General features: G+C 62.3%; 10 protein-coding genes and 1 pseudogene. 9 read left to right on the top strand and 2 right to left on the bottom strand.

The window, feature by feature from the left end:
- The first annotated feature begins 207 nt into the window (after positions 1-207).
- The 8 genes from pglX to brxL all read left to right on the top strand — a co-directional run bounded on the left by pglX (position 208) and on the right by brxL (position 8495).
- Entirely contained in the window at positions 208-1893 is a 1686-nt protein-coding gene (gene pglX, locus CCR96_RS02765; protein WP_201216900.1) for a BREX-1 system adenine-specific DNA-methyltransferase PglX, read from the top strand.
- A 197-nt stretch (positions 1894-2090) separates the two neighbouring features.
- The gene (locus CCR96_RS02760) at positions 2091-2315 is read left to right on the top strand and encodes a UPF0175 family protein (protein ID WP_201216882.1); all 225 of its coding nucleotides are present in this window, start codon (positions 2091-2093) and stop codon (positions 2313-2315) included.
- Positions 2308-2769 carry a PIN domain-containing protein gene (locus CCR96_RS25280; RefSeq protein ID WP_201216875.1) on the top strand — a complete coding sequence of 154 codons (462 nt, stop codon included), beginning with the start codon at positions 2308-2310 and terminating at the stop codon, positions 2767-2769. Before CCR96_RS02760 ends, CCR96_RS25280 begins: the two co-directional genes overlap by 8 nt.
- Positions 2770-2921: 152 nt before the next feature.
- On the top strand, positions 2922-3158 hold the full coding sequence (locus CCR96_RS02750; protein ID WP_201216868.1) for a DUF2281 domain-containing protein: 237 nt from the start codon (positions 2922-2924) through the stop codon (positions 3156-3158).
- A 44-nt stretch (positions 3159-3202) separates the two neighbouring features.
- A complete protein-coding gene (locus CCR96_RS24995) occupies positions 3203-3325 on the top strand; it encodes a PIN domain-containing protein (protein ID WP_274601059.1) in 123 nt (40 codons plus the stop codon).
- A gap of 14 nt (positions 3326-3339) precedes the next feature.
- Positions 3340-5964, top strand: a complete 2625-nt coding sequence (gene pglZ / locus CCR96_RS02745; RefSeq protein ID WP_201216863.1) for a BREX-1 system phosphatase PglZ type A — start codon at positions 3340-3342, stop codon at positions 5962-5964.
- Positions 5965-6019: 55 nt separating this feature from the next.
- Positions 6020-6382, top strand: coding sequence for a four helix bundle protein (locus tag CCR96_RS02740; protein ID WP_201216856.1), 363 nt, complete (start codon positions 6020-6022; stop codon positions 6380-6382).
- Positions 6383-6476: 94 nt separating this feature from the next.
- A complete protein-coding gene (gene brxL, locus CCR96_RS02735; protein ID WP_201216845.1) occupies positions 6477-8495 on the top strand; it encodes a protease Lon-related BREX system protein BrxL in 2019 nt (672 codons plus the stop codon).
- Positions 8496-8587: 92 nt separating this feature from the next.
- On the opposite strand, the gene CCR96_RS02730 is transcribed toward brxL, so the two are convergent.
- Positions 8588-9175, bottom strand: a complete 588-nt coding sequence (locus tag CCR96_RS02730) for a DUF7146 domain-containing protein (protein ID WP_420827246.1) — start codon at positions 9173-9175, stop codon at positions 8588-8590.
- A gap of 165 nt (positions 9176-9340) precedes the next feature.
- Positions 9341-10936 carry an IS66 family transposase gene (tnpC, locus tag CCR96_RS02725; RefSeq protein ID WP_201216813.1) on the bottom strand — a complete coding sequence of 532 codons (1596 nt, stop codon included), beginning with the start codon at positions 10934-10936 and terminating at the stop codon, positions 9341-9343.
- Between the two features lie 247 nt (positions 10937-11183).
- Between tnpC and CCR96_RS25465 the strand changes: the two are divergent.
- Positions 11184-11237 (top strand): annotated as a pseudogene (locus CCR96_RS25465) (excalibur calcium-binding domain-containing protein); the annotation flags it as partial.
- Positions 11238-11513 lie beyond the last annotated feature (276 nt).

The following is an 11513-nucleotide window of genomic DNA, read 5'->3' as shown; positions in this document are numbered from 1 at the left end:
ATGTCATGGTTCGCTGACGTCGCTGTGTGAAAGTGGTGGTGGTATTCTTCAATGTGAAACGCCAGATTTTCTTTCAGCGAGCGTAGGGGATTTTGCCGCGCAAGGCTTTTGGTTGTGACCATGAGATATCCAGAATCTATTTTTCACGAGCCGCCGGGAAAATGATAACTATATCATATGCATAGAGCAAGATAACAAAGTAGTATTATGAAGATCCCTGGTAGCCGCCTAGCGTACTCGTTGAGTCAAGGGTTTCGTGATCTGTTTGGTAAGCGTGTCGTTGGTGATCTGACTTACTCAGAAGGAGCAATCAAGACCGGCGACAATGATCGATTCCTTCGCTATTGGTGGGAGGTTACCTCCATTGCAGTCGGTCCGGATCGACAGTGGCGACTCCATCCCAAGGGCGGCGGCTTTCGCATGTGGTCCGGTAATGTTGAATGGGTTGTTGATTGGACTGCCGATGCTCGTGCGCACTACAAACAGGACAGTATCGCGAGAACTCTTCCTCAGAGGTGTTGGGATCTCCCTGGTATTAGTTGGACTGAAGTGTCGAGTGGCGAAACCTCATTTCGGAAGCTGAAAGAAGAGGAGGTCGCCAACAACACGGCACTGTGTTTGTTCGCCAAAAATCAAGATGATTTGCATAGGATTCTGGCGTACCTAAATACCAAGGTTGCTCGGCACGTTTTAGGAGTCGTGAGCCCAACTCTTCACTATTTAGTAGGGGATGTTCAGGGAGTACCCTTCCCAGCCGAACTTGATCGTATCCCCAGCGTCCTCACGGCACGCTCGAAGGATTGCGTAGCTATAGCCGAAGCCGATTGGGACGCCTACGAGCGCTCCTGGCATTTCCAATCCCTCCCGATCCTCGCGGCATCCTCCGATCTCAGTCCAACCCTAGAATTCGATTACACTGCATGGATCACCCAGAACCGCACCACGGTCACCGAGATGAAACGCCTCGAAGAGGAGAACAACCGCCTCTTCATCGACGCCTACAGTCTGCAAGACGAACTCACGCCCGAGGTCCCCATCGACCAGATCACCCTGACGGTGAACCCCGCCTATCGCTACGGCAAGAAGCTCTCGGACAACGACTGGTCTGTCGAGCACGGCTTTCCCGAAGACCTCGAAACCCGCTTCCGCGAAGACACCATGCAAGAACTGGTGTCCTACGCCATCGGCTGCATCATGGGCCGCTACAGCCTCGACGAACCCGGCCTGATCTACGCCCACAGCGGCAACCAGGGCTTCGATCCCAACCGCTATCGCCGCTTCCCCGCTGACAAAGATGGCATCCTGCCGATCACCGACACCGACTGGTTCGAGGACGACGCCGCGAATCGCGTGGTCGAGTTCATCTCGGTGGCCTGGGACAAGCGGCATCTCGAAGAAAACCTCAACTTCCTCGCCGTCAACCTCAGCCCGAAGAGGGGCGAATCGAGCCGCGACACCATACGCCGCCACCTGGCCGACAAGTTCTTCCAGGACCACCTGCAGACCTACAAGAAGCGGCCCATTTACTGGTGTTTTTCGAGCGGCAAGCAGAAGGCCTTCCAGTGCCTGGTCTACCTGCACCGCTACAACGACGGCACCTTGGCGCGGATGCGCATGGAGTACGTCGTGCCGCTGCAGAGCAAGATGGCCGCGCGCATCGACAGCCTCGCCGACGACATCGAGGCCGCCAGCAGCGGGGCGCAGGCCAAGCGCCTGCAGAAGGAACGCGACAAGCTCGCCAAACAGCTCGACGAGCTGCGCCACTTCGACGAGCAACTGCGCCACTACGCCGACCAGCGCATCGCGCTCGACCTCGACGACGGCGTCAAGGTCAACTACGGCAAGTTCGGCAACCTGCTCGCCGAGGTGAAGGCGGTGACGGGGACGAAGTGATTAGTGGTTAGTGGCTAGTGGCTAGTGGTTAGAGAAGAGCGCCCAGACGACGGAGCGACCTCACCGAGCAGGCACAGGCATCGGCGATGGCTCACGTCTGGGACAACCCAACCGATGACGAGGTCTGGAATGACCTTTAGCCCCGGCGATACGGGGACCGGCCCATTTCTGCCCAAAACGCGCCCGGAGAATCTTCAATGAACGCAGTACTGCAGCTTCCCGATGACCTCGACATCAGCCCGTCCGATCTGGCTCTGACGCTCGCGGCTCGGTTGTATGAACAGGGCCGATTGTCGGCGGGACAGGCCGCGCAGTTGGCGGGACTCTCGAAACGAGGGTTTATCGAACTGCTGGGCCGCCAGGACGTCGCGCTCTTCAACTACCCGTCGGAAGACTTGGCCAGGGATGTCGAGCGTGCCTGAAACCCTCTGCAATACCAGCCCCCTTATCGCATTGGATAACATCGGCTTGCTGTCATTGCTGGAAGGCGTCTATGGCCACATTCTGGTCGCCGAAGAGGTACGCGATGAGTTCGGCTCCGCGCTTCCTGATTGGATCGAGGTCGCACGAGTTCAGGATCGAAATCTGATCCGCGCACTGCGGCTGTCCATCGACCTGGGGGAATCGGCGACTCTGGCGCTTGCCATGGAGCGCGGGGATGCACGGGTCATTCTGGACGACCTGAAAGGGCGGAAGGTGGCCCAGCGACTCGGCGTGCCCTATACCGGACTCGTCGGCGTTGCGATCAAGGGCAAACGCACGGGCGTGATCGAGTCCGTGGGCAGTGTGCTGGAGCGTCTGAAACAGGCGGGCTTTCGCCTCTCGACAGCGATGGAGCACGAGGCGTTACGGTTAGCCGGGGAGGCCGGAGCATGAGCTGTCGAGACCAATGCATGCGCAGCGCATCGCTAGCGGTCGGTCCGGTTAGCGATAGCGTAACCCGACTATCAACGGCTTACGGATGCCCATCGTCGGGTGACGCTGTGCTAACCCGACGGCTTCGCCACCAAATCAAAGAGCATAACGCCATGCAACCGATTCGCATCATCTACGACGACACGCCAGATTCGATTCCAGTGCCCGAGGCGCTTCGCCACAAAAAGACGGAGATCATTCTGTGGCCCCTTGACGACAAGGGATCAGCTGTAGAGCCAAGCGCCGAAGCCGGGAGACACGAACGCAAGCCAGGCAGTGCGCGTGGCAAGTTCACCATCCTTGCCGACGACGATGAGCATCTGGACGATTTCAAGGACTACATGCCGTGAGGCTCTTGCCTGTGCTCCCTAGCCGCACCGCGGCGCTGACAAACATGCCCTTCCACCATCGCGATCCGTTCGACCGGCTCCTGATTGCTCAGGCGCTGACCGAGTCGACTCCATTGGCCAGTGTCGACGACAACTTCGATGCTTATGCCGTGACGCGACTCTGGTAACGGACGCCTGACGCATGGACACCCGACGCATCGCCGACGCGCTGAACGAGCGCTTCCACCAGGACGGCCATCGGCTGGTCTTCTGGCACGACCCCGAAAGCGAGTTCGAGGAGACGGTCGGGGATCTAGACCTGAACGGTGTGTCGGTCCTGCGCCTGGACGAGCACCCGCCCCTTGAGGTCAAGGCCCGCCTGGAACTGGAGGACCCAACCGGCCGCTACCTGCTCTACGCCCCGTTTGAGCCGCCAGCACCGGACGACGACTGGCTGCTCGACATCCGCCTCTACAGCGGCCGTTTCAGCGCCGATCGCGCCTCGATGCTGCTCGCCGACCTGGGGCTCGCGCAACAGTCGCTGCGGCAGCACCTGGCCGAGCGCGCCAGATTCTTCGCCAGCCGCGAACGGCTGGAGCGGCTGAAGAGGCTGATCAGCGCCGATGACGGTGCCGCCGACATCGACCGCAAGATCCTGGCGGTGCTGGTGAAGGCCGATCATCCCGAGCTCTTCACGCTGCTGATCACGCTGCTGGACGCAATCCCCGATGGCCAACTCGACGCTGAGCCGGCGGTCTGGCCAGACCTGACCAAGTACGGTGTCGAGGACGCCTTCTGGGATCTGATCGACGCACACTTCGGCTGGCGCGACGAGGCCCCGACGCTCAAGGGCCTGCTGATCCGGCTGCTGGTCTCCGACCTGGCCAATGGCCTCGGCAGCGCGTTGCCCGCCGGCCTCCAGCACCTGGTGCTGCCCAAGCGCGGGGTCGCCAACGCCGTGGTCTGCCTGGCGCAGTGGCGCGACAGCAGCGCCCGCGGTCCGTCCTACGAGCGCCTCTCTGCCGCCGTGGCTGAGACGATCAAGCTCGATCAGCAGCTCAGCGGCCTGGGGCTGGACGCCCTGCAAGAGGCCAAGACCTTTCTGCGGGTCGAGCAGGCCATCGCCGGGCGTTTGCGTGATCGGGTGCTGGAGACGGCAGATCGCATCGACGCCGAGGCCATCCGCAAGGTTGCCTCAAGCCGACAGGACGGCTACTGGGCCTCGGCCAAGCTGGCCGATAGCGAGGCAGCCCCGCGCAAGACCCTGCATGCGGTCTACCAGGCACTGGCGACCGCCGCCGACCTGTTCGCGCTGCACAACGCCGAGAAGATCATCCCGGAGCCGACCGACGCCCCAGCCCTGTTCCGCGCCTACACCGAGCGGCTGTATCGCTTCGACCAGCTCTACCGGCACTGCTGCGAGTGCGCCGACGCCGCCGAGGCGCGCGGCTGGGACATCCTGAAGGCGCTGCGCGAGCGAGTGGAGCAGACCTACGGCCAGGGCTTCCTCGCCGAGCTGGCGCTGCGCTGGAACAAGCACCTGGCCGGCGGCCTGCTGGCGCACTGGCGGCTGCCAGAGGTCCCAAGCCAACAGGACTTCTTCGCCCGCGAGGTGGCCCCGCAGCTCGCGAAAGGACCTGAACGACGGGTGTTTGTGATCATCAGCGATGCGTTGCGCTACGAGGCCGCGCAGGAGCTGACCGCGCAGTTGAACGGCCGCTATCGCTTCGATGCCAGGCTCGGGGTACAGCTCGGGGTGCTGCCGTCCTACACCGGGCTGGGGATGGCCGCACTGCTGCCGCACGCGCAATTGAGCTACGACGCCAAAGGCGCGTTGCGCGTCGATGGCCTGCCCTGCGCCGCGCTGGAGCAGCGGGCCAAGGTGCTCGGCACGGTCGACGGCATCGCCGCCAAGGCGGAGACCTTGATGGCGATGAAGAAGGACGAGGGGCGCGCCTTCATCAAGCCGTATCGGGTGGTCTATCTCTACCACGACCGCATCGATGCGATCAGCGACAAGCCGGCGACCGAGGCCGAGACCTTCCACGCCGTGCGCCAGGCCATCGACGAGCTGGCCGACCTGACCGCGAAGATCGTCAACAGCTTGAACGGCAACCAGATCCTGATCACGGCCGATCACGGCTTCCTGTTCCAGGAGCGCCCGCTCGGCGTGACCGACAAGAGCACGCTGGGCGAAGAGCCGGCAGGGACGGTCAAGGCGAAGAAGCGCTATCTACTGGGGTACGACCTACCCGAGAGTGACCAGACCTTTCGCGGCTCCACGGCGGTGACCGCCGGCTGCATGGCCGACGCCAAGGCCCAGGGTGCCATGCAGTTCTGGATACCCAAGGGCACCAATCGCTTCCACTTCGTCGGCGGCGCGCGCTTCGTGCACGGTGGGGCGATGCCGCAGGAGGTCGCGGTACCGGTGATCCGAGTGCAGCATCTGAAGAGCACTGACAAGGCGGCCAAGACCAAGACCCGGACCGTCGGCGTCAGCGTGCTCGGCAACAACTTCAAGGTCACCACCAACCGCCACCGCTTCCAGCTCATTCAGAACGAACCGGTCGGCGAGCGAGTCAAGCCGGTCACGCTCAAGATCGCGCTCTACGACGGCGACGAGCCGGTGACCAACGTCGAGACCCTGACCTTCGACAGTACCTCCACCGACATGAACCACTGGCGCAAGACCGTCAGCCTGACCCTGGAGGGCCGCGCCTTCGACAGCAAGCGAGTCTATCAGCTCCTGCTGCGCGACGCCGAGACTGGAGTGGAAGAGGCGCGGTTTGATGTGACGATTGATTTGGCCTTTGGTAACGATTTTTGAGGGAAGAAGTGGTTAGTGGTTAGTGGTTAGTGGTTAGTGGTTAGTGGGTGGTGAGATGGTCAAGAGTTATCAGGAATTGGTTGTTTGGGAGAAATCGATGGAGTTGGTGGAGCGGGTTTATAGGATGACGAAGGTATTCCCCGCGGAGGAGATGTACGGGCTCAGTAGTCAATTGCGACGCGCTGCGGTGTCGGTGCCGTCGAATATCGCCGAGGGCCAAGCCCGAAGGTCGAAGGCTGAATTTCTGCGTTTCTTGTCGATTGCCCAAGGCTCGCGTGCCGAGGTCGAAACACAAACACTCATCGCCGAGCGTCTCGGCTACGTTTCCAAACAGCAGATCAGCGAGATCGTTCTCCTGCTCGAAGAAATCGCCAAAATGCTCCACACCCTCAGAGCAAAGCTAACAACTAACCACTAACCACTAACCACTAACCACTAACCACTAACCACTAACCACTAACCACTAACCACTAACCACTAACAACTAACAACTAACCACTAACCACTTCCTAATGCTAGACCAGCTCCTCAACGAGCACTTCCCCGGCAAGGTCGTCCGCAAGGACCTCACCAAACGCATCAAGGAAGGCGCGAACGTCCCGGTCTACGTGCTCGAGTATCTGCTCGGCATGTACTGCGCCTCTGACGACGAGGCGACCATCCACGACGGGCTGGCGACGGTGAAGACCATCCTGGCCGAGAACTACGTGCGCCCGGATGAGGCGGAGAAGATCAAGTCGAAGGTCAAGGAGCGCGGCAGTTTCAAGGTGATCGACAAGGTGACGGTGCGCCTGAACGAGCGCCGCGATCTGTATGAGGCGCTGCTGTCGAACCTGGGCGTCAAGGACGCCGAGATCAGCGGCCGGTTCGTCAAGGACTTCGAGAAGCTGCTGGTGGGTGGCATCTGGTGCATCGTCACCCTGCACTATTTCCACGAGGAGGGCGCGAAAGGCTCGCCGTTCAGCATCGGCGACCTGAAGCCGATCCAGATGCCGAATCTGGACCTTGATCAGTTGTTCGCGGGTCGGCGAGGTTTTGACGAGGCACAGTGGATCGACGTGCTCTGCCGCTCCACCGGCATGGAGCCGGCGAATCTGGAGGAGCGCACCAAGTGGCATCTGCTGGCGCGGATGATCCCGTTCGTCGAGAACAACTACAACGCCTGCGAGCTGGGGCCGCGCGGCACCGGCAAGAGCCACATCTACAAGGAGATCAGCCCGAACAGCATCCTGATCTCGGGTGGTCAGACGACCGTGGCCAACCTGTTCTACAACATGGCGCGGCGGACTATTGGTCTGGTGGGGCTCTGGGATCTGGTGGCCTTCGACGAGGTGGCCGGCATCGCCTTCAAGGACAAGGACGGGGTGCAGATTATGAAGGACTACATGGCCTCGGGCTCCTTTGCCCGTGGGCGTGAGTCGGTGCAGGCCTCGGCCAGCATGATGTTCGTCGGCAACATCAATCAGCCGGTCGATACCCTGGTCAAGACCAGCCATCTGCTCGCGCCCTTTCCGGAGTCGATGATCGACTCCGCCTTCTTCGACCGCTTCCACGCCTACATCCCGGGCTGGGAGGTGCCGAAGATGAGCCCGGAGTTCTTTACCAACCGCTATGGGCTGATCACGGATTATCTCGCCGAGTTCATGCGCGAGATGCGCAAGCGCAACTTCTCCGACGCCATCGACCGCTGGTTCCGGCTTGGCCGTGATCTCAATCAGCGCGACACGATCGCGGTGCGGCGCACGGTCTCAGGCTTGCTGAAGCTCCTGTATCCGGCCGGCGACTTCGACAAGGACGCGGTGCGTCGGGCGCTGATCTATGCACTGGAGCTGCGCCGCCGGGTCAAGGAGCAGTTGAAAAAGATCGGCGGCATGGAGTTCTTCGAGGTGCATTTCTCCTTCATCGATCAGGAGACGCTGGAGGAGACCTTCGTCAGCGTGCCGGAGCAAGGCGGCGACAGCCTTATCCCAGAGGGACCGCTGAAACCGGGCGTGCTGCATACCATTGGCACGGGCAGCAGCGGGCACTTAGGGCTGTACCGGCTGGAGACCCAGACCACCGCCGGCAATGGCAAGTTCACCTCATCGGGGCTTGGCACGCACAGCGCGCCGAAGGAGGCGGCCAAGATCGCGTTTGATTACTTTAAGGCCAATGTGACGCGGGTCAGCGGTCTGGTGAAGTCGGGCGATCACGACTATCACCTGCACTGCGTGGAGCTGCACAACACCGGGCCGACCAAGACGATGACCCTGGCGAGCTTCGTCGCCCTCTGCTCCGGTGTGCTGCGCAAACCGCTGCAGGGGCAGCTGGTGATCCTGGGTGATATGAGCCTGGGCGGCAACATCGTGCCGGTCGAGAACCTGGCCGAATGCCTGCAGCTGGCCTTCGATGCCGGGGCCAAGCGCCTGCTGCTACCGATGGCCAGCGTCGGCGATATTCCGACCGTGCCCGGCGAGCTGTTCGCCAAGTTCCAGACGGCGTTCTATGCCGATCCGGTGGATGCGGCGTTCAAGGCGGTGGGGGTGGAGTAGGCATTGAGGTTGTCAGGGGATCGGGAGCGATGATGCTGCAAGTCGCAGGACCATCGATCCGAGGGATGTCATCCCGACGCCCGCCACGTGGATCAGGCTACCAACTCAGCTTGAGCCTGCAGCACATCCAGCCAGTCCAAACTCTTCCGTCGAGCCGGAATCCTCCCCTCTGGCAGTTCGACCTCGACCCGCAGCCCAAGCCGCTCCAACCGAGCGGCGAGCCGCCTTGCAGCTGCCAATCCAGCACCGGAGCGATCCCGATCCGCCCAGACGGTGACCTGTTCGATACCGGCCGGAGGCTGCCAAGCTGCCAGCAGCGACGTGCTGCCCGTGGCCCAGACGCTCATGCCGGTCATGCTCTGCACCGCGAGCGCCGTCTCAATCCCCTCGGCGACACCGAGATGGGAAGCCACTGGAGCAAGGCGGATCGCGCTGCCCTTGAGCGACCGCGCGCGTGGGTACGCCATCAGCTTCCTCGGTGCCGCCACTGGGGCCTTGTCGCCATCATCCGTGAGGTAGGTGCGATGCAGGGTGACCAAGTCACCGCTCGCGGTTGTGACGCGAGCGATCAGCGCGGGATGGCTCCCGCTGTGGCGGCCGTTGTCCCAGTACGGCAGCCTTGGATGGAAGCGAGCTGTGTTTTCGTACAATTGGTGGTGATCCAGGGACCGACGGGCCACATTGATGGTCTCACCAGCCGCGCACCGGCTTCATTCTTTATTTCGCGGCCCTGGCCGAGGAGGATGACCGCACCGATGCGGTAGGCGTCGCGGATATCGCGCATCTTGCGGGATGCCGCGGGCAGTTCGGCGAGTTCCTCACTGCTAAGTCGGTAGTGTAGTCGTTCAGACACCCACCATTGGAGCCGGCAACGCCGGAGCCGTCCGGCCGGCGCGTCGCTCCGTGATGACAGCGCTCAGATAGGGCCAAGGCAGATGCCCACATTTGCGGCAGGTTTCGATCACGCTGGCCAGCAAGGTGAAGGTGCGTGATCCGGCCTCGTTGCGCGTTCCCATCATGATGCGCCGGGCAATGACCCAGTGGCGCAGGGCTTGCTCGGCGGCATTATTGGTGATCGGCCAGTGGGGATTCTCCAAGACGCGGAAGATCGCCTCCCAGTCGTTCAGCAGCTCCACGGCCAAGGCATTGGTCTTGGCATGGCGGTGCCCAAGCCGACGCCGACAGGCGCCCTGCAGTGAGTCAAGCAACGGGGCATAGCGGGTTGGTAACTCGCCTGGCGGACCGTCTCGAGCGGCATGGATCGCGTTAATCAGGGTGTCGAAGGTGTCTTGCACCTGTCGCCCAAAGGCTTGGGCCTCTTGATCGAGGCTGTCGATCAACCCTTGCGCCTTGCGCGTGAGGTGCGCCCAGCAGCGCAGTCGTTGCGGGAAGTGGCGGTAGGCTGTCCAGCCATCGCTCATCAGCCAGCCAGAGAAGTCCGGTAGAAGGCGGTCGAGGAGCTCGCGTCCGCGCTTGGCGACCGCGAACAGGGTGACCGTGGCGCGGGTGTTGACCCAGAGCCAGAGCAACTCGGCACCTTGCGGCCAGGAGGTCTCATCGGCGTGCAGCAGGTCGCTGGCCACGATGGCCTCGATGAGCTCCTGTTCGAGCGGCTCACTGGCGGCGGCGGCTTCGTGCAGGGTGGCTTTGATCGTGCCGACGCTCAGACGGATGCCGAGCCAGTCATGTAGAAACTCGCGGATACGCCGATACGAGAGGCGAAAGCGCAGATGCAGCGCGACCACCAGGGTCGCCAAACCGGGGCCAACCAGCCGCCATTCGCTCAAGGCGACGGGCTCAAGGCGCGCGTCGTTGACCTCGCCTTGGCCGGGCTGCGCGCGGGTCTGATGGCCGCAGTCGCAGTGGCTGTCATAGAACTGATGATCGACAATGTGCAGATGCAGACCGGGGTGTTCGGCATCGCCCCACAGCAGATCGATCGTTTGGAACCCGGCGTAGGCGACACTGGGGGCATCGGCGCCCAGCGCCGCGGCGCACACGGCGCAGGTCTCGGCGCGATGGGCGATCGTCTCATGGGCTTTGAACACTTGCGTGCGTCCGAAGCCGGGCGCGCCGGGTTGTTTGCCGGGCTTGCGTTTGGGTGGCTCGGCTTGGCGGGCCTTGTCCTTCGCCGCCGGGGGCGGCGTTGGCTCGGGCTCCTCCTCCGGGGACGCATCGCTGTCAGCCGGCTGATCGGGGGCCTCACCGAGCAGGGGCGTCTCCTCGTCGTCGCTTGAGTCGGTGTCGCGTGCTGAGAGCCGATCCCAGGGGGCTTGGCTGCTGGGCGGTCGTGAGCTGTTGGTCGGATTTTGTCCCAGCCGTTCGCGCGCTTCCTTGAGATCCTCAAGCAGGCGCAGCGAGAGACCACGCAGCGGTTCCACCTCCAGGCGCTGAAGGGCGTCCGCGTCAAGCTGGCTGAGGCTGTGATCGCTCAGGTGCATCGCTCAGGGATGGCGGTTTCATGGAGGGGCGTCGTTGCGGGTATCCTTCTCCGATCGAAGGGCTCCGTCAAGGGTGTCTCTGAACGATTACCCACGCCAAACTGGCATTGGTCTAATTGCTCAGGAGCCGTGCCTTCTGGCGCTATGGTAAACAGCGGTCTGCCCCTGTCACCCAAACCAACCGACTGGTATAAGAAGTCCCTGACGCCGTGCATCGTTCCGAGGGCAAGTATGCGCCTGCGTTCTCAGTCGGTTAGATGGCGACGGGGATGGCACTCCTTGCGAGAGCCTGTGTCGCTAAAGCCGTTCCCCTGTTACGTCAGGGTAGGTTCACAACCTAGTACGCATACCACCAGCGCAAACTCCGACTGCGATACGCTGGGTCACTGCTCCGAATTTCATACGCAAAGGTGCTCATTCGGTGATTCGCTCTCCGTTGATAGCGCCCTTGCGGGCGAGCAACTGGAGTCCGGGTTGGGCAGTCTCAACCGGAGGCGCTCAGTCCGCGCTTGCAGGATCGCCTTCACCTGTCGATACGGCGTGAACCGCTCGATGTCCGGATCGGTTAACCGTGCCA

The sequence above is a fragment of the Halochromatium roseum genome (genome assembly GCF_016653315.1).
Lineage (GTDB): Bacteria > Pseudomonadota > Gammaproteobacteria > Chromatiales > Chromatiaceae > Lamprobacter > Lamprobacter roseus.
This window is presented reverse-complemented; position numbering and strand designations above follow the sequence as displayed.

What these genes read in the sequence shown, in the direction of transcription:
- tnpC (WP_201216813.1), bottom strand. Translation starts at nt 10,936, where the DNA reads ATGCACCTGAGCGATCACAGCCTCAGCCAGCTTGACGCGGACGCCCTT.
- brxL (WP_201216845.1), top strand. Translation starts at nt 6,477, where the DNA reads ATGCTAGACCAGCTCCTCAACGAGCACTTCCCCGGCAAGGTCGTCCGC.
- pglZ (WP_201216863.1), top strand. Translation starts at nt 3,340, where the DNA reads ATGGACACCCGACGCATCGCCGACGCGCTGAACGAGCGCTTCCACCAG.
- CCR96_RS02740 (WP_201216856.1), top strand. Translation starts at nt 6,020, where the DNA reads ATGGTCAAGAGTTATCAGGAATTGGTTGTTTGGGAGAAATCGATGGAG.
- CCR96_RS02750 (WP_201216868.1), top strand. Translation starts at nt 2,922, where the DNA reads ATGCAACCGATTCGCATCATCTACGACGACACGCCAGATTCGATTCCA.
- CCR96_RS24995 (WP_274601059.1), top strand. Translation starts at nt 3,203, where the DNA reads ATGCCCTTCCACCATCGCGATCCGTTCGACCGGCTCCTGATTGCTCAG.
- CCR96_RS02760 (WP_201216882.1), top strand. Translation starts at nt 2,091, where the DNA reads ATGAACGCAGTACTGCAGCTTCCCGATGACCTCGACATCAGCCCGTCC.
- pglX (WP_201216900.1), top strand. Translation starts at nt 208, where the DNA reads ATGAAGATCCCTGGTAGCCGCCTAGCGTACTCGTTGAGTCAAGGGTTT.